The 23961-nt window shown below is 61.1% G+C and carries 12 protein-coding genes, 2 tRNA genes, 3 rRNA genes and 1 pseudogene; 4 read left to right on the top strand and 14 right to left on the bottom strand.

Annotation, left to right across the window (positions count from 1 at the left end):
• Positions 1–79: 79 nt before the first annotated feature.
• The 6 genes and pseudogenes from BC1002_RS38960 to BC1002_RS19095 all read right to left on the bottom strand — a co-directional run.
• A pseudogene (locus tag BC1002_RS38960) lies at positions 80–287 on the bottom strand (glycosyltransferase family 4 protein); the annotation flags it as partial.
• 111 nt (positions 288–398) lie between these two features.
• Positions 399–740 (bottom strand): cytochrome o ubiquinol oxidase subunit IV, encoded by a 342-nt coding sequence (cyoD, locus tag BC1002_RS19120; protein WP_013091630.1) that lies wholly within the window; start codon positions 738–740, stop codon positions 399–401.
• A complete protein-coding gene (gene cyoC / locus BC1002_RS19115; protein ID WP_013091629.1) occupies positions 741–1346 on the bottom strand; it encodes a cytochrome o ubiquinol oxidase subunit III in 606 nt (201 codons plus the stop codon).
• Positions 1346–3367 (bottom strand): cytochrome o ubiquinol oxidase subunit I, encoded by a 2022-nt coding sequence (gene cyoB, locus BC1002_RS19110; RefSeq protein WP_013091628.1) that lies wholly within the window; start codon positions 3365–3367, stop codon positions 1346–1348. The genes cyoC and cyoB overlap by 1 nt, the downstream gene beginning before the upstream one ends.
• 3 nt (positions 3368–3370) lie before the next feature.
• Positions 3371–4264 (bottom strand): ubiquinol oxidase subunit II, encoded by an 894-nt coding sequence (gene cyoA / locus BC1002_RS19105; RefSeq protein ID WP_013091627.1) that lies wholly within the window; start codon positions 4262–4264, stop codon positions 3371–3373.
• Positions 4265–4655: 391 nt separating this feature from the next.
• Positions 4656–6212: an NADH-quinone oxidoreductase subunit M gene (locus tag BC1002_RS19095; protein WP_013091626.1), complete on the bottom strand. Its 1557-nt coding sequence runs from the start codon at positions 6210–6212 to the stop codon at positions 4656–4658.
• A 680-nt stretch (positions 6213–6892) separates the two neighbouring features.
• Between BC1002_RS19095 and BC1002_RS19090 the strand changes: the two genes are divergently transcribed.
• The 3 genes from BC1002_RS19090 to BC1002_RS19080 are packed head-to-tail and all read left to right on the top strand — an operon-like array spanning position 6893 to position 11392.
• The gene (locus BC1002_RS19090) at positions 6893–7627 is read left to right on the top strand and encodes an ABC transporter ATP-binding protein (protein WP_013091625.1); all 735 of its coding nucleotides are present in this window, start codon (positions 6893–6895) and stop codon (positions 7625–7627) included.
• Positions 7617–10196, top strand: coding sequence for an FtsX-like permease family protein (locus BC1002_RS19085; RefSeq protein WP_013091624.1), 2580 nt, complete (start codon positions 7617–7619; stop codon positions 10194–10196). Before BC1002_RS19090 ends, BC1002_RS19085 begins: the two co-directional genes overlap by 11 nt.
• 26 nt (positions 10197–10222) lie before the next feature.
• Entirely contained in the window at positions 10223–11392 is a 1170-nt protein-coding gene (locus BC1002_RS19080; protein WP_238537993.1) for a lipocalin-like domain-containing protein, read from the top strand.
• An 80-nt stretch (positions 11393–11472) separates the two neighbouring features.
• Here the strand turns inward: BC1002_RS19080 and rrf are convergent.
• From rrf to BC1002_RS19055, 5 genes are all read right to left on the bottom strand, one after another.
• Positions 11473–11586 (bottom strand): 5S ribosomal RNA (gene rrf / locus BC1002_RS19075).
• A 200-nt stretch (positions 11587–11786) separates the two neighbouring features.
• A 23S ribosomal RNA gene (locus tag BC1002_RS19070) occupies positions 11787–14666 on the bottom strand.
• 307 nt (positions 14667–14973) lie between these two features.
• Positions 14974–15049: transfer RNA gene (locus BC1002_RS19065), tRNA-Ala, on the bottom strand.
• 58 nt (positions 15050–15107) lie between these two features.
• Positions 15108–15184: transfer RNA gene (locus tag BC1002_RS19060), tRNA-Ile, on the bottom strand.
• Positions 15185–15263: 79 nt separating this feature from the next.
• Positions 15264–16796, bottom strand: a 16S ribosomal RNA gene (locus tag BC1002_RS19055).
• The 16S, 23S and 5S rRNA genes sit together here with 2 tRNA genes alongside, the layout of an rRNA operon.
• Before the next feature lie 577 nt (positions 16797–17373).
• On the opposite strand from BC1002_RS19055, the gene BC1002_RS19050 reads away from it, so the two are divergent.
• Positions 17374–18318 carry a flagellar brake protein gene (locus tag BC1002_RS19050; protein ID WP_013091622.1) on the top strand — a complete coding sequence of 315 codons (945 nt, stop codon included), beginning with the start codon at positions 17374–17376 and terminating at the stop codon, positions 18316–18318.
• A 65-nt stretch (positions 18319–18383) separates the two neighbouring features.
• On the opposite strand, the gene BC1002_RS19045 is transcribed toward BC1002_RS19050, so the two are convergent.
• From BC1002_RS19045 to cobN, 3 genes are read right to left on the bottom strand one after another with little or no spacing between them, the layout of a single operon-like run.
• Complete coding sequence (locus tag BC1002_RS19045) at positions 18384–18998, bottom strand: vWA domain-containing protein (RefSeq protein WP_013091621.1); 615 nt, start codon at positions 18996–18998, stop codon at positions 18384–18386.
• 56 nt (positions 18999–19054) lie between these two features.
• The gene (locus tag BC1002_RS19040) at positions 19055–20146 is read right to left on the bottom strand and encodes a magnesium chelatase ATPase subunit I (protein WP_013091620.1); all 1092 of its coding nucleotides are present in this window, start codon (positions 20144–20146) and stop codon (positions 19055–19057) included.
• Positions 20143–23961: a cobaltochelatase subunit CobN gene (gene cobN, locus BC1002_RS19035; RefSeq protein WP_013091619.1), complete on the bottom strand. Its 3819-nt coding sequence runs from the start codon at positions 23959–23961 to the stop codon at positions 20143–20145. The genes BC1002_RS19040 and cobN overlap by 4 nt, the downstream gene beginning before the upstream one ends.

Below are 23961 nucleotides of genomic sequence, written 5' to 3'. Positions count from 1 at the left end.
CGTCCATGACGGGCTCTTGCCGACGGGCGTCGATCGCGTCGGCCTCGCTGGCGCCCCGGCATCGACGCGACGGATCGAAATCGCACTCACTCTCGAGTATCGGTACTTTGAACTCGAGCGCTTCGGCGAGCGGCATCCCGCAACCTTCGACGAACGACGGAAAAAGCAGTGCCCTGACAGTGTTGCAGATACGCATGTAGCTTTTCGTCGAAGCAGCGGGCTTCTTCTGTTGCGACGGCCTTTGGCGATTCGCAACGCTCCTGCATGTCGATGACGTTTTCGTATTCTGCGCGCCACGAGCACAGTAAAAAAGCAAACCGTCCAGCCAAAACAAAAGCCCCGCAAGATCGAAATCTTGCGGGGCTTTTCATCGAGGCCAACACTAAAACGTTATCCGCTTAGCGCGACATCATGTTCATACTGACGTTATGCATCACCCACAACGTCCCGCCAACCACGATAACCGCGGTCAACGCAGTGAACACAAACGCCGTCACATTCCAGCGCTGCGACGACGACGCGTTCATATGCAGGAAGAACACCAGATGCACCAGGATCTGCACGACCGCGAGGCCCGCGATCGCGAACAACGCGCTGTGGCCCGTCAACGTACCGGTCATCACGATCGCGAATGCCGCGACGGTCAGAATGACGGAGAGCACGAAGCCCGTCATGTAGCTGCCGAAGCTGCCGTGACCGCCTTCCGAGTGTGCGCCATGGGCGCTATGGCTATGGTCCATTTAGATCACGCTCGCAAGATAGACAAAGGTGAAAACGCCGATCCACACGACGTCGAGGAAGTGCCAGAAAAGGCTCAGGCACGTTAGACGGATCATGTCGCGTTCGGTCAGGTCGCGATGACGCATCACCTGCAGCGCCAACACCACCATCCAGATCAAGCCGAACGTCACGTGCAGACCGTGCGTACCGACCAGCGTGAAGAACGACGACAGGAACGCGCTACGGCTCGGACCCGCGCCTTCGGCGATCATGTGCGAAAACTCACGCATTTCCAGCACGAGGAACGCGAAGCCCAGCAGGAACGTCACGCCGAGCCAGCCGAGCAGCACGCCCTTGCGGTTCTTGTGCGCGCCGAGCATCGCGAAGCCGTAGGTGATACTCGAGAGCAGCAGCATCGTCGTTTCGAGGGCGACGCCGGGAATCTCGAACAGGTCCTTACCGCTCGGACCACCCGCGAACTGCTGGCTCATCACCGCGAACACTGCGAACAGTGCCGCGAAGATGATGCAGTCGGTCATCAGGTACACCCAAAAGCCGAACACCGAGTGCGACGGCACGTGGTCCGGCGCGAGATGCGGCTCAACCGCAATAGTCTTCTGTAACATCAGTCCACCTCCAGCTCGACCTGCTTGCCGACGCTTGCGCCGACACCGGCCACGGCGCCAGCACCGCCGTTGCGTTTCTCTTCAATCAGCGCGACAGTGTCCGCCGGAATGTAATAGCCGTCGTTGTCCATGAAGCTGTAGATGATCACGGTGAGCATCGTGCCAACCAGGCCAACGATCGCAAGCCACCAGATGTGCCACACGGCTGCAAATCCGAGCACCAGCGAGAACAGCCCCACCAGCAGACCCGCGGACGTATTCGACGGCATGTGAATGTCGCGATACGCCGGCACTTTGACACCGCCCTTGCGTGACTTCATTTCGCTGAACGCGTCGAGCGAGCGGACGTCCGGGATGTGCGCGAAGTTATACACCGGCGGCGGCGAGCTCGTCGCCCATTCCAGCGTATGACCGTCCCACGGATCGCCCGTGAGGTCGCGGTTCTCCACCTTGTTGCGATCGCGGAGGCTGACAACCAGTTGCAGCAGTTGGCAAGCGATACCGATTGCGATCAGCACCGCGCCGAACGCCGCGATGATCATCCACGGATGCCAATCCGGGTTGTCGTAGTGGTTCAGACGACGAGTCGCGCCCATGAAGCCGAGCACGTACAGCGGCGTGAATGCGACCCAGAAACCAATCTGCCAGAACCAGAACGCGGCCTTGCCGAGCTTCTCGTTCAGCTTGAAGCCAAACGCCTTCGGGAACCAGTAGTTGAAGCCGGCCAGATAGCCGAACAGCACGCCACCGATAATCACGTTGTGGAAGTGAGCGATCAGGAACAGGCTGTTGTGCAGCATGAAGTCCGCGCCCGGAATCGCCAGCATCACGCCGGTCATACCGCCGATCGTGAACGTGATGATGAAGCCGATCGTCCACAGAACGGGCGTCGTGAATTGCAGACGGCCCTTGTAGATCGTGAACAGCCAGTTGAACACCTTAACGCCGGTCGGAATCGAGATCACCATCGTCGCGATGCCGAAGAACGCGTTCACGTCCGCGCCCGAACCCATCGTGAAGAAGTGATGCAGCCACACGAGGAACGACAGCACCATGATCGCGCAGGTCGCCCAGACCATCGTCTTGTAGCCGAACAGCGGCTTCTTCGCGAAGGTCGCGACGACTTCCGAGAAAATACCGAACGCCGGCAGGACCAGGATGTACACCTCGGGGTGACCCCAGGCCCAGATCAGGTTCAGGTACAGCATCGCGTTGCCGCCGGCTTCGTTCGTGAAGAAGTGCATGCCGAGGTAACGGTCGAGACCGAGCAGCGCGAGCGTGACGGTCAGGATCGGGAACGACGCCATGATCAGCACGTTCGCGCACAACGAGGTCCACGTGAACACCGGCATCTTCATCCACGACATGCCCGGAGCGCGCATCTTCACGATCGTCACGAAGAAGTTCACACCAGTCAGCAACGTGCCGACACCGGAGATCTGCAGACTCCACAGGTAGTAGTCGACGCCGACACCTGGACTGAACTGCAATTCCGACAACGGCGGATAAGCGAGCCAGCCCGTCTGTGCGAATTCACCAACCACCAGCGAAATGTTGATCAGGATCGCGCTGACTGCCGTCAGCCAGAAGCTCAGCGAGTTGATGAACGGGAAAGCGACGTCGCGCGCGCCGATCTGCAGCGGCACGATGATGTTCATCAAACCGATCATGAACGTCATCGCCATGAAGAAGATCATGATGACGCCGTGCGCGGTGAAGATCTGGTCGTAGTGATGCGGCGGCAGATAGCCTGGGCTCAGGTACGACAGCGCCAGCTGCATACGCATCATGATTGCGTCGGCAAAGCCGCGCAGCAACATGATGAACGCAACGACGATGTACATGACACCGATCTTCTTATGGTCGACGGACGTCAGCCATTCGCTCCACAGGTAGCGCCATTTGCCGAAATACGTGATTCCGCCGAGCACCGCCAGCGCGGCGAGGGCCATGCCGGCGCCCGCCGTAACGATGATGGGCTCGTGATACGGAATCGCATCGAGAGTGAGTTTTCCGAACATGAGTTACCCCTTAGGCGCACAGTTGGCGTCTTTCATGTTGTCGATGACGTTGCCGTTGTTGTATTTGGCAATGATGTTGTTGAAGAGCTTCGGATCGACGGTGGAGAAGTACCGCACAGGGTCCTTTTCGCTCGGCTCCGACACCGCGTGATAGCGGTCCATGTCGAGGCGGTCCGACGATGCGCGCACCTTCGCAACCCAGGCGTTGAACTCTTCAGGCGACGAGGCGAGCGTACGGAACTTCATGTCCGAGAAGCCCTTGCCGCTGAAGTTCGCCGCGAGGCCCGCGTAGTCACCGGCGTGATCGGCGATCAGGTGCAGGCGCGTCTGCATGCCTGCCATCGCGTAGATCTGGCCGCCCAACTGCGGGATGAAGAAAGAGTTCATCACCGTGTCCGACGTGATCCGGAAGTTCACCGGCGTGCCGACCGGGATCGCGAGCTGGTTCACCGATGCGATACCAAGGTCCGGATAGATGAACAGCCACTTCCAGTCGAGCGCGACGACTTCGACGTTGATCGGCTTGACCTCCGACTCGAGCGGACGATACGGATCGAGCTCATGCGTGCTCTTCCACGTCAACACGGCGAGGAACAAAATGATCAGCGCCGGAATCGTCCAGACGACGACTTCGATCGCAGTGGAATGCGTCCACCCCGGTTTGTATTCGGCGTTTCTGTTCGACGCGCGGTAACGCCACGCGAAAAACAGTGTCATCAGAATGACCGGTATCACGACAATCAGCATGGCCCACACCGAAGTCGCGATCAGATCACGCTCCGCTAGTCCCACACTCCCCTTCGGATTCAGAATATCGAGGTTGCTGCAACCCGAAAGCAGCAACATGAGGCTGGCGGAAATGAAACTAGCCGGCCTTCCCAGCGTCCGTCCTTTCATATCCACTGCCTCGTTTTTTTGACTTCAACGAACGTCATTCGACGGCTCTCCATTAATAAGCGCTCGCATAATAGGGGGGCATCGAATGCTAATAAACACTCGAATTTGCAACGATCTATTGCGTCGCGACGCAGTGCGACACGTTGCCGCATTTCCCGCGCACCCTATTCACCAGCGTCGTTTGCGACGCTTCAAAACGAAGCATCGAAAAGTTGACGCATCGCAAGAGTCCCTTGAAATAAGCACCCGGAAAACCGCCGGACGCGCAGCGGTTTCGCAGTACTCCGTCGTGCATGCATTCACAAAGGGATTGGTAGCGACGCGCAAAAGCGCAAAAGCGTCGCCGCATCCTGACGCGCCGATGCGACAACGACTTTTGCGCTCTGTTCTTTTAGCCCGGATTGTGCGTGGCGACGGGTGCCGGTCCGGGCGCCGCTGCCTGCAGATGCTCGCCACCTTCCGCCGGCACGTTGTCCGAAGGAAGCGCCGAGCGTTCCGATTGAGCGAGCAGCGTGCCGACCGACGGATCGATCGCATCGGTAAACGGCTTCGGGTTGAGGCCGATCGCGAGCACCAGCAGCGCCAACGCACCGAGCAGCGCGAACTCGCGCTTGCCGAGGTCCTTCAGATTCGCGACGCGCGCATTGGCAATCGCGCCGAAGATCACCCGCTTATACATCCACAGCGTGTAGGCCGCGCTCAGGATCAGCGTGGTCGCGGCGATCGCGCCGATCCAGAAGTTGAAGCGGATCGCGCCCATCAGCACCATGAATTCGCCGACGAAACCCGAGGTGCCCGGCAGACCGATGTTGGCCATCGAGAACAGCATCACGAAACCGGCAAAGCGCGGCATCGTATTGGCGACGCCACCGTATTCGGCAATCGATGCGCTTTTCGTGCGGTCGTACAGCATGCCGGTGCACAACAGCATCGCGCCGGACACCACACCATACGAGATCATCTGCACGATTGCTCCGGCCTGGCCGAAGCGGTTGAAGACGAACAGACCGAGCGTGACGAGGCCCATATGCGCGACCGTCGAATACGCGAGCAGGCGGCGCATGTCGGTTTGCACCAGCGCGAGCAGGCTCGAATAGATCACCGCGACGAGCGACAGCGTGATCATCATCGGCGCGAAGAAGTGGCTCGCTTGCGGCGCGATCGGCAGCGCGAAACGCAGCAGACCGTAGCCGCCGATCTTCAGCATGCCGATCATCACCGCGGCGCCGGTGGGGCCGTCGAGGTGCACGTCGGGCAGCCACGTGTGCAGCGGCCACATCGGCACCTTCACGCCGAACGCGGCGAGGAAGCCGAGGAAGATCAGCGTCTGCGGCACCATGTCGAGATGCGCTTCGCGCCACACGGCGAGGTCGAAGCTGTGCGTCTGGCTATACAGATAGAGCAGCGACATCAGCATCATCAGCGAGCCGAGAAACGACACGAAGAAGAACTTCACCGCCGCATACGTACGGTTCTTGTGACCGTACGTGCCGATCAGCAGATACAGCGGGATCAGCGTCGCCTCGAATGCAATGAAGAACATCATGCCGTCGAGCGACGTGAACACGCCCTGCATGAAACCCGACAGCATCAGGAACGCGCCGTAGTACTGCGCGGTACGCTGCGTGATCGACTCCCACGACGCGATCACGATGATGATCGTCGTCAGTGCGGTCAGCGCGACGAGCCACAGCGAAATCCCGTCGATTCCCACATGCCATGCGATATCGAACGTCGGCGACCAGCGGACGTTCTCGACGAACTGCATCGAGGTCACGTCGTTACGGAAATTCGCCACGACCGGAATCACCGGCAAGAAACCCGCCACCGCGCCGATCAGCGCGAGCCAGCGCGTGCGATTACGCGCCGCGTCGGACCCGGCGCGCAGCACCACGAAGCCGGCGACGATGGGGATCCAGATGAGAAGACTTAGGAAAGGCAATGGCATGTGCTCTGTCAAAACTTGAAGTACAAAAGGCTGCGTCAACGCCGCCAAAACAGCAGGCATTGAAATTGAAACGTAAGTTGGAGTGCGCTGAAATTGACGCGTGGAGGGGTTTCCCGCTACACGTTTACCCGCAGCCGACCGACCGAGGGTGGGAGATTACCAAGATAAGAATAATTTTGCATCGCAGCAGCCAAAAAATCCGTTCGGATTAGATTGTTGCGACGTGGACGCTTGCAAGACGCATCGAAATGTGCGTTTGCACAATGTTACAAAAGCCTCGTGCAGCGCTGATAATTTGGCAGCAAAAGCTGGCAGTTACACCACAGTTGACCGCTTTTAGCCATCGCCTGTTTTTGGGGCCGGTACGGGTGGAACGGATCGTGCTCAACAGTGCTTTTTGACCGGTCGGGGACGGCCTGCGATCAGGCAAGAATTTGCCTTGTCGGCGGTAAAATTTTTTTGTTCGGGCGGTCTAAATTGACCGGCGAAAAGGGGCAACGGCGCCGAGCGCCTCGATCAGGATGCGCTAAAAATTGTTCCACCGAGGCGCGCCAATCTTCCATTTACCTTACGAAAACCAGTGCCATGCAGTGGTAGCTGCTGCGGAAATTCGCGCGACGAGGCACACTCTTTTCGCCTGGCCGGCTCCCTCGCCCGGCTTCTTTTCCGGATCTCCTCGCATGACGCTTCGTGACCACGACGTCGTACCCGCACTCGAATGCCGCGGCCTCAGCAAGCGGTACGGCACCGGCCGCATCGTGCTCGCGAAGCTCGACTTCACACTTGCTGCGGGCGAGTTCGTCGCGATCATGGGCGACTCGGGCGTCGGCAAGTCGACGTTGCTCAACCTGATCGCCGGACTCGACCGCGCCGATAGCGGCAGTGTGCTGATCGACGGACGGGCGGTCGAGCAGCTCGACGACAACGCCGCGACGCGTCTGCGCCGCCAGAAGCTCGGCTTCGTATTCCAGGCGTTTCATGTGCTGCCGCATCTGACGCTCGCGCAGAACGTCGCGCTGCCACTGCTGCTCAATCATCTACCGACGGCCGCCGCGCTCGACATGCTCGCGGCGGTCGGCCTCGGCGGACGCGGCGACGACTTCCCACGAGATCTCTCCGGTGGCGAGTTGCAGCGGGTAGCCATTGCACGCGCACTCGTGCATCGTCCGTCGCTGCTTCTCGCCGACGAACCGACAGGCAACCTGGACCCCGCCACCGCGCACGACGTGCTTGGCCTGTTCCGCGCGCAAAGCAAGGCGACCGGCGCGGCGACGATCATGGTCACGCATTCGGAAGCCGCGGCAGCCGTTGCCGACCGCGTGTTGGTCCTGAGCGACGGCGGCTTGCATGCCGCGCGCAATAAACCCGCGAACGTCGCGCACGCCGCGGCCCGCTCGACCGACGATGGCCGCTGACCTTCATCCACTGCCGCGCACGCCGGGATACCGCGTTCTCGCGCGCTGGCTGCTGGCTGCGGAATGGCGCAGCCATCGCGGTCGCGCACTCGTCGCAATCGCGACGATCGCGCTAGGCGTTGCACTCGGCTACGCGGTGCAATTGATCAACAGCGCCGCCTTCAACGAATTCTCGGCGGCCGCGCGCAGCCTGTCCGGCGAAGCGGATCTCCAGGTGCGCGGCGCGCAGTCTTTCGTCGACGAGTCGCTTTATCCGCAGTTGGCCAACGAACCGGGCGTCGCGCTGGCGAGTCCCGTGCTCGCGCTCGACATCGCGGTGCCGGGCCGCAACGGTGCACTGCCCGTTCTCGGCATCGACGTCTTCAAGGCGAGCCGGATCACGCCCGATCTGGTCGGCGTGCCCTCCCCTGACCGCCCGTTCGACACGCTCGCCTCCGATGCGATATTTCTGTCGACGGCCGCGCAGCAATGGCTGAACGTCAAGACCGGCGACCACGTGACGCTGCGCGTCGGCACCTCGGATCTGCAACTGCGCGTCGCGGGCGGGCTCGTGCGCACGCGGCCCGGTCAACGGCTCGCGGTGATGGACATCGCCGCCGCGCAATGGCGCTTCGGCAAAGTGGGCAAGCTGGAGCGCGTCGACGTGCAACTCGAACGCGGCGTCGATCGGCAACGCTTCAAACGCGACCTGCAGCAACGGCTCGGCAGTGCATGGGTCGTCGCCGAGACCCGCGATACTGAGAGCCGTACCGATCGCCTGTCGCGTGCTTACCGGATCAACATGAACGTGCTCGCGCTGGTCGCGCTGTTCACCGGCGCTTTCCTCGTGTTTTCGACGCAGGCGCTGGGCGTCGTGCGACGCCGCTCGCAATTCGCGATGCTACGCGTGCTCGGCCTCACGCGAGCTCAGCTATTGCGGCAGATCCTGCTCGAAGGCGCGCTGCTCGGGCTGCTCGGCTCGTTGTGTGGACTTGCGCTCGGCTACGCGATGGCAAGCGGTGCGCTGCACTTTTTCGGCAGCGATCTCGGGGGTGGCTATTTTCCTGGCGTGCAACCGCAGGTCGGTTTGGAGCCGCTCGCGAGCGCGGTGTTTCTCGCACTCGGGGTCGCCGTGTCGATGTTGGGCAGCGTCGCGCCGGCCATCGATGCGGCACGCGCACGACCTGCCTCGGCACTCAAGGCCGGAGCCGAGGAAACCGGGCTGGCGCGGCTCGCGACGCCGTGGCCGGCGTTCGGCTGTTTGCTGGTCGCCGCCGCACTGACGCGCGTGCCGCCGTGGTTCGATGCGCCGATCGCCGGATATTTGGCGGTCGCGCTGCTGCTCGTCGGCGGCATTGCGCTGATGCCGCGCGTGACCGCGCTGATATTCGGCGCGGCGAGCCGCGCGCGCGGCGCGCGACGCCGTGCGAGCGCGACGAGCACCCTCGCGCTTGCGCGTCTCGCGAACGCGCCGGGGCAGGCGTCGATCGCGATGGGCGGGGTGCTGTCGAGCTTCGCGCTGATCGTAGCGATGGCGATCATGGTGGCCAGCTTCCGCGTGTCCGTCGACGACTGGATCACGCATCTGCTGTCCGCTGATCTGTATGTGCGCGTCACCTCCGGCGGCAATAGCGGGGACAGTGGCGGCCTGCGGCCTGATGAACAGGCGCGCATCGCGACCGTGCCCGGGATTCACAACGCAGCGTTCTCGCGCATCACACATCTGACGCTCGATCCCGCGCGCCCCGACGTCGCGCTGTTGGCCCGCGAGATCGATGCGGCCGATCCGGGCGCGACTCTGCAGATGACCGGCGCGGTGCTGTCCCCGTCCGCGCTTCGCGCTGCCGACATACCTATTTGGGTTTCCGAAGCAATGGTCGACCTGTATGGGTATCAGTTAGGTCAACGTGTGCGGTTGCCGCTCGGCGAGCATGGCCAGACGTTCGTCGTCGCCGGCGTCTGGCGCGACTACGCGCGGCAGAGTGGCGCGATTCAGATACGGCTTGCCGATTATCGGCGGCTGACCGGCGACTCAACCGCAACCGATGTCGCCGTGACCGTCGAACCGGGTGTAAATGTCGAACGAGTCGCCGCAGGTTTGAAGGCGTTGCCGTTCGGCGCTTCGCTCGAGTTATCGCAACCCGGGGAGATCCGTGCGCGCACGCTGGTCATCTTCGATCGCAGTTTCGCGGTCACGTATTTGCTCGAGGCGGTGGCCATCGTGATCGGATTGTTCGGTGTCGCCGCGACCTTTTCCGCGCAAACGCTCGCGCGCGCCCGGGAGTTCGGCATGTTGCGCCACGTCGGCGCGACGCGCGCGCAGATTCTCGCGATCCTCGCATCGGAGGGCGGTCTGCTCACCGCATCCGGCATTGCGCTCGGTTTTGCGCTTGGTTTCGCGATCAGCCTGATTCTCGTGTTCGTCGTCAATCCGCAGTCGTTTCACTGGAGCATGTCGCTGCATGTACCGTGGTTCGTGCTGGGCACGGTCGCGTTGGCGATGCTGGTGCTGTCGTGCACGACGGCGGTGGTCGCGGGACGCGGCGCGGTGTCGGTGGATGCAGTGCGCGCGGTGAAGGAGGACTGGTGATGCGAGTTGCGCGGCGTGCGTGGGGAATGCCGTTGATCTGGAGTAGCAGTAGATCTCCACTCCGATGCCCTCATCGACTTTTTAGGAGCCTACTTTGCGTTGGCATAGCCACTGCGTCGCCGTCTTTTGCCGCCAGCAGCGACTCCGCTGCATCCACGCCGGCCGTCTTCGCGGCAGTCACGCCTGAACATCCGCTTTCGTTCCCCCAGGACGCCGGCGCCCATCCGGCTTTCCGCACCGAATGGTGGTACGCGACGGGCTGGCTCACGACGCCCGACAACCGACCGCTCGGATTCCAGATCACGTTCTTCCGTTCCGCGACCGGTCACGATGCCGCCGACCCCAGCGCCTTCGCTCCCTCGCAATTGATCATTGCGCACGCTGCGCTGAGCGATCCAGCAGCCGGACGCCTCGTTCACGATCAACGCATCGCTCGCCAAGGTCTGGGGCTTGCCTACGCGAAGCCCGACAACACCGACGTCAAACTCGACGCATGGAAAATGATTCGCGCCTCGGACGGCCACTACGACGTCACCGCGGACGCAAGCGGATTCTCGCTACACCTCCAACTCACGCCTACGCAGCCTCCGCTGATTCAGGGCGAGCGCGGTTACTCGCGCAAAGGACTGCGTCCCGAACAGGCAAGCTATTACTACAGCGAACCGCAACTCCGCGTGGCGGGCACTGTGGTGCGCCCTGCAGCGGATGGAAACGACACGACGCGCAATGCCGCGGTGACGGGTACCGCATGGCTCGATCACGAATGGTCGAGCACGTTGCTCGACGCAAATGCGGTCGGATGGGATTGGCTCGGCGCCAATTTGACGGACGGCTCGGCGCTCATGGCATTCAAGATCCGTAACCGCGATGGACATGCAACTTGGGCCCACGCGACGCTTCGCAGACGCGATGGACAGGTAACGAACTTCGGCCCCGGCGAAGTTTCCTTCACGCCGCATCGCATGTGGCGGTCGCCGCACACAAATACTTTGTATCCAGTCTCGATGACGATTAGAACCGGAACGCTGACATGGCAACTCGATCCGCTGATGGACGATCAGGAACTCGATTCACGACAGTCGACCGGCGCGGTGTATTGGGAAGGCGCGGTGCGGGTGAGTCAACAGAATGCGGATATAGGGCGGGCCTATCTGGAACTGACGGGTTACGCGGATGCGCTGCGGATTGGAAAGTAGTGAAGCGGTGAAGCGAGCGATATTGGCCGCGTAAACGCAAAAACCCCACCGCTGGGGGTGGGGTTTCTGGCTTTGGAGGAGCCTGACGATTACCTACTTTCACACGGGCAATCCGCACTATCATCGGCGTGGAGTCGTTTCACGGTCCTGTTCGGGATGGGAAGGGGTGGGACCGACTCGCTATGGTCATCAGGCATGACGGGTTGCTGCGTCGCTCTCAGGTTGGGGTCAACCCGGCGCCACAGCCAATCGGGAAGAAGCGTAAAGGATTCGTGTGTGGGGTTGTGTTGTTTCTGGCACAACACCGATCTCAACCGGCATGTCTTCATCCCCTTCGGGGATCGGACACCCGTAAGCGCTGAAGCGCTGACGGTTATCGAGACACACCTGTTATAGGATCAAGCCTTACGGGCAATTAGTATCAGTTAGCTCAGTACATTACTGTACGTGCACACCTGACCTATCAACGTCCTGGTCTTGAACGACCCTTCAAGGGGCTCGAAGCCCCGGGGATATCTCATCTTAAGGCGAGTTTCCCGCTTAGATGCTTTCAGCGGTTATCTCTTCCGAACATAGCTACCCGGCGATGCCACTGGCGTGACAACCGGTACACCAGAGGTTCGTCCACTCCGGTCCTCTCGTACTAGGAGCAGCCCCCTTCAAATATCCAGCGCCCACGGCAGATAGGGACCAAACTGTCTCACGACGTTTTAAACCCAGCTCACGTACCTCTTTAAATGGCGAACAGCCATACCCTTGGGACCGGCTACAGCCCCAGGATGAGATGAGCCGACATCGAGGTGCCAAACACCGCCGTCGATATGAACTCTTGGGCGGTATCAGCCTGTTATCCCCAGAGTACCTTTTATCCGTTGAGCGATGGCCCTTCCATACAGAACCACCGGATCACTATGACCTGCTTTCGCACCTGTTCGACTTGTCAGTCTCACAGTCAAGCACGCTTATGCCATTGCACTATCAGCACGATTTCCGACCGTACCTAGCGTACCTTCGTACTCCTCCGTTACACTTTGGGAGGAGACCGCCCCAGTCAAACTGCCTACCATGCACTGTCCCCGATCCGGATTACGGACCAAGGTTAGAACCTCAAACAGATCAGGGTGGTATTTCAAGGACGGCTCCACGCAAACTGGCGTTCACGCTTCATAGCCTCCCACCTATCCTACACAGACCGGTTCAAAGTCCAATGCAAAGCTACAGTAAAGGTTCATGGGGTCTTTCCGTCTAGCCGCGGGGAGATTGCATCATCACAAACACTTCAACTTCGCTGAGTCTCGGGAGGAGACAGTGTGGCCATCGTTACGCCATTCGTGCAGGTCGGAACTTACCCGACAAGGAATTTCGCTACCTTAGGACCGTTATAGTTACGGCCGCCGTTTACCGGGACTTCAATCAGGAGCTTGCACCCCATCATTTAATCTTCCGGCACCGGGCAGGCGTCACACCCTATACGTCCACTTTCGTGTTTGCAGAGTGCTGTGTTTTTATTAAACAGTCGCAGCCACCAGTTTATTGCAACCCTTTCACCCTTCTGGCGCAGGCCAGTCAAGCTACCAGGGCGTACCTTATCCCGAAGTTACGGTACCAATTTGCCGAGTTCCTTCTCCCGAGTTCTCTCAAGCGCCTTAGAATACTCATCTCGCCCACCTGTGTCGGTTTGCGGTACGGTCACTGTGAAACTGAAGCTTAGAGGCTTTTCCTGGAACCCCTTCCAGTTGCTTCGCTTCCGAAGAAGCTCGCGCCACACCCTTGAGTCCTGTGCCCGGATTTGCCAGGGCACCCTCTCCAATGCAGCGACCGGGACTTCCAACACCCGGACAACCTTCCGCGATCCGTCCCCCCATCGCATTTCACAATGGTGCAGAAATATTAATCTGCTTCCCATCAGCTACGCATTTCTGCCTCGCCTTAGGGGCCGACTCACCCTACGCCGATGAACGTTGCGTAGGAAACCTTGGGCTTACGGCGAGGGGGCCTTTCACCCCCTTTATCGCTACTCATGTCAGCATTCGCACTTCCGATACCTCCAGCACACTTTCCAGTGCACCTTCGCAGGCTTACGGAACGCTCTCCTACCATGCACATTAATGTGCATCCGCAGCTTCGGTATATGGCTTAGCCCCGTTACATCTTCCGCGCAGGACGACTCGATCAGTGAGCTATTACGCTTTCTTTAAAGGGTGGCTGCTTCTAAGCCAACCTCCTGACTGTTTTAGCCTTCCCACTTCGTTTCCCACTTAGCCATATTTGGGGACCTTAGCTGGCGGTCTGGGTTGTTTCCCTCTTGACACCGGACGTTAGCACCCGATGTCTGTCTCCCGTGATTGCACTCTTCGGTATTCGGAGTTTGCTATGGCGAAGTAATCCGCAATGGACCCCACAACCATGACAGTGCTCTACCCCCGAAGGTGATACACGAGGCACTACCTAAATAGTTTTCGGAGAGAACCAGCTATTTCCAGGTTTGTTTAGCCTTTCACCCCTATCCACAGCTCATCCCCTAACTTTTCAACGTTAGTGGGTTCGGTCCTCCAGCACGTGTTACCGTGCCTTCAACCTGGCCATGGATAGATCACCTGGTTTCGGGTCTACACCCAGCGACTGGACGCCCTGTTCGGACTCGCTTTCGCTACGCCTGCCCTAATCGGTTAAGCTCGCCACTGAATGTAAGTCGCTGACCCATTATACAAAAGGTACGCCGTCACCCCTTACGAGGCTCCGACTGTTTGTATGCATGCGGTTTCAGGATCTGTTTCACTCCCCTCCCGGGGTTCTTTTCGCCTTTCCCTCACGGTACTGGTTCACTATCGGTCGATCACGAGTATTTAGCCTTGGAGGATGGTCCCCCCATCTTCAGACAGGATTTCACGTGTCCCGCCCTACTTGTCGTACACCCAGTTCTTTCCCGCTGTTTTCGTCTACAGGGCTATCACCTGCTATGGCCGCACTTTCCAGAGCGTTCGACTAACAATGAGAATAAAGAGTACAGGCTGATCCCATTTCGCTCGCCACTACTTTGGGAATCTCGGTTGATTTCTTTTCCTGCGGTTACTTAGATGTTTCAGTTCACCGCGTTCGCTTCACATGACCTATGGATTCAGTCATGGATACTCCATTAGGAGTGGGTTTCCCCATTCGGACATCTCCGGATCAAAGCTCGTTTGCCAGCTCCCCGGAGCTTTTCGCAGGCTACCGCGTCCTTCATCGCCTGTGATCGCCAAGGCATCCACCACATGCACTTGTTCGCTTGACCCTATAACGGGTGTGTCTCAATGATTGCTCACCGCAGATCACATGCCGCTACAGGTTGAGTATTCGTGTTGCGCCGTATTCCAAAGGCAATCTCTCGATTCCCTTAAAATACATCGATACAATCACAACCCTGATTCACCTACTCACGCACCCATCTCCAGGTACGCTTTCGTGAATCTCTTTACTACTTCTTCCTGATTGTTAAAGAACGACAGCCGATATCACGATTTGATCGTGTACCGCTCTGACTGGCTCAATCGCCAATGCGCAACGCTCTGCCTTCATGCAGAACCCTGCGCATTGAGGATTGGTGGAGGATGACGGGATCGAACCGACGACCCCCTGCTTGCAAAGCAGGTGCTCTCCCAGCTGAGCTAATCCCCCAGTCTCACACAACACACACTCCAGAGGTTTCACCCGACCAGCTCACCAGACAAGACAGTGGTGGGTCTGGATGGATTCGAACCATCGACCCCCGCCTTATCAAGACGGTGCTCTAACCGACTGAGCTACAGACCCCTGAGTCTGTCTGCGTTGCTTCTACCAAACTACAGCCGATAAGCGTGAGCACTTGAGTGCAAGGAATGCATAGCTCTGGAAAGGAGGTGATCCAGCCGCACCTTCCGATACGGCTACCTTGTTACGACTTCACCCCAGTCATGAATCCTACCGTGGTGACCGTCCTCCTTGCGGTTAGACTAGCCACTTCTGGTAAAACCCACTCCCATGGTGTGACGGGCGGTGTGTACAAGACCCGGGAACGTATTCACCGCGGCATGCTGATCCGCGATTACTAGCGATTCCAGCTTCACGCACTCGAGTTGCAGAGTGCGATCCGGACTACGATCGGTTTTCTGGGATTGGCTCCACCTCGCGGCTTGGCAACCCTCTGTTCCGACCATTGTATGACGTGTGAAGCCCTACCCATAAGGGCCATGAGGACTTGACGTCATCCCCACCTTCCTCCGGTTTGTCACCGGCAGTCTCCCTGGAGTGCTCTTGCGTAGCAACTAGGGACAAGGGTTGCGCTCGTTGCGGGACTTAACCCAACATCTCACGACACGAGCTGACGACAGCCATGCAGCACCTGTGTGATGGCTCCCTTTCGGGCACTCCCAGCTCTCACCAGGATTCCATCCATGTCAAGGGTAGGTAAGGTTTTTCGCGTTGCATCGAATTAATCCACATCATCCACCGCTTGTGCGGGTCCCCGTCAATTCCTTTGAGTTTTAATCTTGCGACCGTACTCCCCAGGCGGTCAACTTCACGCGTTAGCTACGTTACCAAGCCAATGAAGGCCCGACAACCAGTTGACATCGTTTAGGGCGTGGACTACCAGGGTATCTAATCCTGTTTGCTCCCCACGCTTTCGTGCATGAGCGTCAGTATTGGCCCAGGGGGCTGCCTTCGCCATCGGTGTTCCTCCACATCTCTACGCATTTCACTGCTACACGTGGAATTCCACCCCCCTCTGCCATACTCCAGCGCTGCAGTCACCAATGCAGTTCCCAGGTTAAGCCCGGGGATTTCACATCGGTCTTACAGCACCGCCTGCGCACGCTTTACGCCCAGTAATTCCGATTAACGCTCGCACCCTACGTATTACCGCGGCTGCTGGCACGTAGTTAGCCGGTGCTTATTCTTCCGGTACCGTCATCCCCCCGGGGTATTAACCCAGAGGTTTTCTTTCCGGACAAAAGTGCTTTACAACCCGAAGGCCTTCTTCACACACGCGGCATTGCTGGATCAGGCTTGCGCCCATTGTCCAAAATTCCCCACTGCTGCCTCCCGTAGGAGTCTGGGCCGTGTCTCAGTCCCAGTGTGGCTGGTCGTCCTCTCAGACCAGCTACAGATCGTCGGCTTGGTAGGCCTTTACCCCACCAACTACCTAATCTGCCATCGGCCGCCCCTTGAGCGCGAGGTCCCGAAAGATCCCCCGCTTTCCTCCACAGAGCGTATGCGGTATTAATCCGGCTTTCGCCGGGCTATCCCCCACTCCAGGACACGTTCCGATGTATTACTCACCCGTTCGCCACTCGCCACCAGACCGAAGTCCGTGCTGCCGTTCGACTTGCATGTGTAAGGCATGCCGCCAGCGTTCAATCTGAGCCAGGATCAAACTCTTCAGTTCAAACCTGTTACTGTTTTCGGTTCAGTTACGAACCGGTCGCTCACTCAACGTACTGACGATGATTGATCCGTCTTTCGACAGATAAACCTTCCTCTAATACTGTGTGAGGCTTCTGATACTTTTGCCTTGCAGCAGACTCCGAAGAATCCGCCGCCGCATTCCGCATCAAGCGCCCACACTTATCGGCTGTTAGTTTTTAAAGATCGATCCGCGAAACCCGCTGCGCCTGAACCACCACCACCCGGCACTGCTTCGTTTGCGTCGCTGCGTCTGCAGCAGAGAAACGAGATTATGGAGAGCGATCGACAACGCGTCAAGCCCCTTCTGCGAATTTCTTTTGTGAGCAAAAGGCTCTCGTCTCCATCTAATCACCGAGAACCCCCAAAAGAGTCAACTCACGTCAGCCCCAAAAAGAAGCAAAAATAGTTAGCCTTCAGATTCAATTCACCGAGATCCAGATACCGACAAAACAAAATAGTCCGAGCACAGCTCGAACCGACCGCCGCTCCCCAAATTAAAGTTTTACCCTTGCTCGCCGTCAATCAGATCATCCCGCCACTTAAATTAGCTGCCGACTATGGACAATCCCGTCGACGCACCCGTCGAGGAAACCCAGCGCGCCGCTGCATCGCCGGTTCTTGAGCCTGATTCGGTGCCGGTAGGCACACCGCTCCCATGGCCGATCGTCGATGCCGACGGCACGCTGCTCTTCGCAAGCGCGACGACGCTCGCGACCGCCGACGAACGCGCCTTTCTGTTTCAACACTTCCACCCGCACCGCGGCGACCTGCACGACCTCGGCGCCCAACAACCGCCGGCGCCCGAGGCTCTGCCTGATCACACCGGCGAGTTGACGCTGAAGGACATGCACCTCGAGATCGGCGCATTGATCGGCATGCGTTCGCAACTCGGCAGCGGCGCGCCGATGCACCCATGCCGCATCATCGGTTTCGCGCCAAATCATGCGCTGTTCGTCACGCCTCCGATGCAGCACGGCCAGCCGCTGCCGCTCACGCCCGGCGATAACGTCGAACTCGTCGCGATCGCGAGTCAAGCCGTGTTCCGTTTCGTCTGCACGGTAGAAGCAGTCTGCCGCGTGCCGTTCGACTATGTGGTGTTGTCGAGACCTGGCTTGGTCCGCCGGCTACGCGAGCGCAAATCGATCCGCGTCCACGCGCATTTGCCCGTGCGGTTCGGCATCGGTGGGACCGGCGACACGTACGAAGGCCTCGGACTCGCCAAAGGCATCAGCGCACTCGGCATGTCATTGTGTGCGTCATGGACGTTGGGCGAGGTCGGCGAGCGCCTACGCATCGCGTTCCGGCTGAAGTCGGCCGAGTACGATTCGCAGATCGAGACGACGGCAGTGATCCGCAATGTTCAGAAGGGCAAGACGCCTGGCGAGCCGTCCATGCATGGGCTCGAACTGGATCAACTCGATTCCGCTCACCAGATGGCGATGAAGGTGTTCGTGTTCGATCGTCAGGAGGATGTGCAGCACTGGTCCAACGGACTGAAATAAGCGCTACGGCCAGCAACCAACGCTCGTGCCGACGCAGTTGGCCGACCTCGCTGGGCACGCGTCGATCAGCCGATCAACTCTTCCGGTGTCAACCGCCGCGCTCCCCACGCCTCGGCCAGCACCTTGCAACGGCCGAGCGGTATCGCCCCACGCTCGAAATCGACGAACACGACTTCATCGGCGGCGGCCGGCCGCGCGGGTTCGTCGCGCGTGCGGCCGTCGGTCAGAATCCAGAGCCAGCGCTGCTGGGCCGGCCGCCGTCGTGCACTGCGCGCCAGCAAGTGCGCGGCGCTACGCACGCCCGACGCGAGCGGCGAGCCGCCGCCTCCGCCCACGGGCGCAAGCCATCGCTCGTTCCACCAGCGCGGCACGGCGGGGCCGAAGCGGACGTCCGCGCCCCCACCGCCGAAGCAGATCAGCGCGGCCTCGGCGCGCATCCCACTCGCACGGTCGAACAAGGCAGTCAGTAGACCCTTCGCGAGCGCGAGGCGTTGGCCCGCCAGCATCGACCCTGAGCAATCGAGCACGAAACAATGCAGCACACCGGCGCGCGGCGTTTCGCGTGCGAAGCGCAGATGCTCGCGACGCAGCGTGCGCTCTCGCATCGCCGCGAGCGTCGGTGGCCAGGCAATGCGCCGGCCCGGTTCGCCGCGCGACACATCGCGCGAGCCCGCGCTCACGCCTTGCCGCCATCGAAAACCGCTGCGCGAGTCAGCGGCGGCGCCCTTCCGATGGCTCAGCGTTTTTTTACGTCGAGCGGAATGACGCGTTTGACGGGCACAGTCGCGGTCGGCTCGGCCGGCAGGTAGCCCCAGTCGGAGTCGGCGGAAGATCTCGCCGTATCGCCAGACGCACCCCGATCGACGCCTTGCGACCGCGCCTCGCTTTCCGGATGACTCTGATTCGCACGCGGTGAACCATGTTGACGCCGCCGATGAAGCAGCACCGCATCGGCGACGCGCTCCACATGTCCGACCGTCACCGCATCCGCCCGTTCGAACGCGGCCAGTGCGCGCGCCGCGCGCAGCATCACGAGATCGGCGCGCAGGCCGTCGACGGCCGCGTCGATGCATAGCGTGCTCACGCGCGCATGGACGGCGTCATCGAACGACAGCAGCGGCAGCGCCGCACGCGCCGAGCGAATTCGCTGCACGTAGGAAGCCTGCTGCTCCGCGTAGGCGGCACGAAACCCGGCGGGATCGAGATCGAACGCGAACCGCGCTTTGACGATCGCCTGCCGCACCTGCGGCTCGAACGCGTTCTGCAACTCCACCATCAGACCGAAGCGGTCGATCAGCTGGGGCCGCAACTCGCCCTCTTCGGGATTCATCGTGCCGATCAGCACGAAGCTCGCGTCATGACTATGCGACACGCCATCGCGTTCGACAGTATTCACGCCGCTCGCCGCCGCATCGAGCAACGCATCGACGAGCGCGTCGGGCAGCAGATTGACTTCATCGACGTACAGCACGCCGCGATGCGCCTTCGCGAGCAGCCCCGGCGAGAAGCGCAAAGAGCCGTCGCGCAACACGGTTTCGATATCGAGCGTGCCGATCAGACGATCCTCGCTCGCGCCAAGCGGCAGATTCACGAGCTGCCCTTCCGGCAGCAGCTCGGCGAGCGCGCGCGCGGCGGTCGACTTCGCGGTGCCGCGCGGTCCGCTGATCAGTACGCCGCCCAGACCCGGATCGATCGCCGCGAGCACCAGCGCCTGCTGCAACGAGGCTTGGCCGATCAGCGCCGCAAACGGAAAAACCGGCCGCGACGCCGTGCCCGACGCAGAGCCCGCGCTGCCTACGCCGTCCGTTCCTCGCATCGCTCCATTCATGTTTGTCTTCCTTCGATTTGCTGTTCGCTTGCAAGCAGATGCGCTTCCACCTGCGCGCGATAGTCGCCCGGCTGCTGCCACAGCCCCCGCTGCATCGCTTCGAGCAAACGCTCGCAGATCGAATGCAGCGCATGGGAATTGTGCCTTTGCATGAACGCGCGGGTGTCGGCGTCGTTCAGATAAGCATCGGCGACGAGCGCGTATTGATGATCCGCGATCACGCGCGCGGTCGCGTCGTAGCCATACAGATAGTCGACGGTCGCGGCGATCTCGGCCGCGCCCTTGTAGCCGTGGCGCTTCACGCCATCGAGCCATTTCGGATTGACCACGCGCGAGCGGATCACGCGCGCGATCTCCTCCTGCAACGTGCGCACGCGCGGCGCGGCAGGATTGCTGTGATCGGCGTGATAGACGCGCGGCTGCTGACCGGCCAGATGCCGTACCGCCGCGACCATGCCGCCCTGAAACTGGTAGTAGTCGTTCGAATCGAGCACGTCGTGCTCGCGGTTGTCCTGGTTCTGCAGCACCACGTCCATCGCTGCGAGGCGGGCGCCAAACGCGTGATGCGCTTCCTCGCCGGCGCTCTTTTGCGCATACGCATATCCGCCCCACGCCTGATACGCGTTCGCCAGGTCGGCGTCGCTCTGCCATTGGCGCGAATCGATCATCTGCTGCAGACCCGCGCCGTACGCGCCGGGTCGCGCACTGAATACGCGCCAGCCGGCGCGCTTGCGCGCCTCGACCGGGTCCATGCCGCGCGCGATCAGCGCATCGCGTTCGCGCAGCACGCGCGCGCGAATCGGATTCAGCTCCGCGGGCTCATCGAGTTCGGCGACCGCTTGCACGGCAGCATCGAACAGATGCATCACGTTCGCGAACGCGTCGCGAAAGAAGCCGGATACGCGCAACGTAACGTCGATACGCGGCCGGTCGAACGCTTCGATCGGCATGATCTCGAAGTCCGTCACGCGATGACTGCCCGGCGCCCACTTCGGCCGCACGCCGAGCAGCGCGAGCGCCTGCGCGATATCGTCGCCGCCGGTGCGCATCGTCGCGGTGCCCCAGACCGACAGGCCGATCGCGCGCGGATAATCGCCATGCTCCTGCAGATGCCGCTCGATCAGTTGCTGCGCCGATTTCAGGCCGAGTGCCCAGGCGGCTTGCGTCGGCACCGCGCGCGTGTCGACCGAATAGAAGTTGCGGCCGGTGGGCAATACGTCGGGCCGGCCGCGCGACGGCGAACCGCTTGGACCCGGCGGCACGAAACGTCCTTCGAGGCCGCGCTTGAGCTGCGTCATTTCATGCGGGCCGCAAGCGTCGAGGCGCGGCAGCACGGCGTCGCGCAGGCGTGCGATCACCTGTGCCGCTTGCGGCAGATTTTCGTCGGCTACGGCAACGGCCTGCGAACGATCCGCGTCATCGCGATCGACACCGCAGACGCCGCGCAACAGTTCGCCCGCGAGCAACTCCAGGCGCTCGCGCGTATCGCCGCAATGTCGCCACGGTGCGTCACTGACCCGCTGCAATACCTCGGGGCGTGGGCCGTCCCATGCGGCGGCCCAATCCACGCTCAACGGATCGAACAGATGATCGATGCGCAGATCGCGCGCCAGCGCGTCGACGAGTCCTGCGTTGCCGCCCTGTCCATCGCCGATCGGAAAGCGCCCGAGCGCGAGCAACGTATCGCGCCGCTGCACGCCGCGCGGCGACTGCCCGAACGTATGCAGGCCATCGCGAATCTGCGCTTCCTTCAGCTCGCACAGCCACGCATCGACGCGCGTGAGCAGCGCGTCTTCATCGTGCTGTCCGTTCGGCGCCGCGAGACTCAGCTCTTCGTGCAGCCGATGCTCGACGATCGTCGTCAGAATCGTGCGACGCAAGAGCTTCGCGCGACGCGCATCGACCATCAAGGCTTCGTAGTATTCGTCGACCTGGCGTTCGAGGTCTTGCAGCGGCCCATAGTTTTCAGCGCGCGTCAGCGGCGGCATCAGATGATCGATGATCACCGCCTGCGCGCGCCGCTTCGCCTGGCTGCCCTCGCCCGGATCGTTGACGATGAACGGATACAGATGCGGCATCGGTCCGAGAATCAGATCGGGCCAGCACGCGTCGCTCAATGCGACGCTTTTGCCCGGCAGCCATTCCAGGTTGCCGTGCTTGCCGACGTGCACGACCGCGTCGATGCCGAACTGATGGCGCAGCCAGAAGTAGAACGCGAGGTAGGCATGTGGCGGTACGAGCTCCGCATCGTGATAGCTCGCGTAGTCGCCTTGCTCGCGGGAACGCGAAGGCTGAATGCCGACGAACACCTGCCCGCAGCGCCAGCCCGCGATCATGAAGCGACCGCGCCGCAGCGTCGGGTCCTGCGCGGGCTTGCCCCAGCGCGCGTTCAACGCGTCGCGCACGCTCGCCGGCAACGCGTCGAAATGCGCGAGGTAGTCGTCGAGTGCAAGGCTTTGCAGGGCCGGACGCAGATCGCGCACCACGGGATCGTTGGTCACGCCTTCGGTCAGCCTGTTCAACAGCGCGTCGCCGTCGTCGGGCAATTCGCCGACACGATAGCCTTCATCGCGCAGCATCGACAGAATGCCGACCACCGACGCCGGCGTATCGAGCCCCACGCCATTGCCGATGCGCCCTTCGCTCATCGGATAGTTCGCGAGAATCAACGCGACTTTCTTGTCGGCGTTATCGAGCGAACGCAGACGGCACCAGCGGCGGCTCAGCTCGGCGAGAAAGCGCACCCGTTCGAGGTCCGGCTGATAGCGGACCACGTCGACCTGCGTATGCGCACAGCGATACGCGAGCCCCTTGAAGCTGATCGCGCGCGTGATGATGCGGCCGTCCACTTCAGGCAGCGCGACGTGCATCGCAATGTCGCGCGAATTGAGGCCGTGGTTGTCCTTCAGCCAGTCTTCGCGATTGCCGCCGCTCAGGATCACCTGGAACACCGGCGCGTCGCCGGCGAGCGCTAGCGGCTCGGGGTCGTCGATCGCGGACGCGGCGAACGCGGTCGTGTTCAGCACCAGCGCGACGCCATGTTGCGCGCACAGCGACTGCACGACATCGCGGCTCATCGCATCCTTCAACGACGTGATCGCAAGCGGCAGCGGATTGAGCCCTTGCGCTTCGAGCGCATCGATCAGCGCATCGAACACCGCGGTATTGGCGGCCTGCAGATGCGCCTTGTAAAACAGAATCGCGACGACCGGTGCGTCCTCGCGCCAACGCGCCTGCCAATCGGCGACGGTGGGCGTATCGCGCTCGGGGTGATACAGCGACGCGGCCGGCAATGCGCGCGGCGGCTCGGGCTCGCTCCCCCAGTCGAATGCGCGATACGCGATGCAGCGCAAAAACGCCTCTGCGTTCTGCGGACCGCCCTCGCGCAGATAGCGCCACAACTGCTGACACAACTCGGCGCTCGCCGTGCTGCGCGCGAGCAGGTTCGGATCTTCCTGCAGGTCGCCGGAAAACATCGCCAGCGTTTGCTGCTTGCGCTGCGCGAGCGCGACGACCTGCTCGATGCCGTACGGCCAATACGCTTCGCCGCCTAGATGATCGACGACGACCACGCGCGCATGCTGCAACACGTCGTCGAGATAGAAATCGACCGAGGCCGGCTGACGCAGATACGTGACGTTCGCGAGCCGCAGGCTCGGGAAGCCATCGCCGAGACGCGGCACCACGCTCGCGAGCAGCGACAGCGTGGTGTCGGCGGAACTGAGCACGATGATATCGGCGGGCTGCTGATCGATGCGGATCACGCCCTGCGTATCGTCGACGAAGCCGCCCGGCGTCGTGCGCAGCAGATGCAT

The sequence above is a fragment of the Paraburkholderia atlantica genome (assembly GCF_000092885.1).
Lineage (GTDB): Bacteria > Pseudomonadota > Gammaproteobacteria > Burkholderiales > Burkholderiaceae > Paraburkholderia > Paraburkholderia atlantica.
Note: the sequence above shows the minus strand (reverse complement) of the source record. Positions and strands in the feature narration are given on the sequence as shown.

What these genes read in the sequence shown, in the direction of transcription:
- cyoD (WP_013091630.1), bottom strand. Translation starts at nt 740, where the DNA reads ATGGACCATAGCCATAGCGCCCATGGCGCACACTCGGAAGGCGGTCAC.
- cyoC (WP_013091629.1), bottom strand. Translation starts at nt 1,346, where the DNA reads ATGTTACAGAAGACTATTGCGGTTGAGCCGCATCTCGCGCCGGACCAC.
- cyoB (WP_013091628.1), bottom strand. Translation starts at nt 3,367, where the DNA reads ATGTTCGGAAAACTCACTCTCGATGCGATTCCGTATCACGAGCCCATC.
- cyoA (WP_013091627.1), bottom strand. Translation starts at nt 4,264, where the DNA reads ATGAAAGGACGGACGCTGGGAAGGCCGGCTAGTTTCATTTCCGCCAGC.
- BC1002_RS19095 (WP_013091626.1), bottom strand. Translation starts at nt 6,212, where the DNA reads ATGCCATTGCCTTTCCTAAGTCTTCTCATCTGGATCCCCATCGTCGCC.
- BC1002_RS19090 (WP_013091625.1), top strand. Translation starts at nt 6,893, where the DNA reads ATGACGCTTCGTGACCACGACGTCGTACCCGCACTCGAATGCCGCGGC.
- BC1002_RS19085 (WP_013091624.1), top strand. Translation starts at nt 7,617, where the DNA reads ATGGCCGCTGACCTTCATCCACTGCCGCGCACGCCGGGATACCGCGTT.
- BC1002_RS19080 (WP_238537993.1), top strand. Translation starts at nt 10,223, where the DNA reads ATGCCGTTGATCTGGAGTAGCAGTAGATCTCCACTCCGATGCCCTCAT.
- BC1002_RS19050 (WP_013091622.1), top strand. Translation starts at nt 17,374, where the DNA reads ATGGACAATCCCGTCGACGCACCCGTCGAGGAAACCCAGCGCGCCGCT.
- BC1002_RS19040 (WP_013091620.1), bottom strand. Translation starts at nt 20,146, where the DNA reads ATGAATGGAGCGATGCGAGGAACGGACGGCGTAGGCAGCGCGGGCTCT.
- cobN (WP_013091619.1), bottom strand. Translation starts at nt 23,961, where the DNA reads ATGCATCTGCTGCGCACGACGCCGGGCGGCTTCGTCGACGATACGCAG.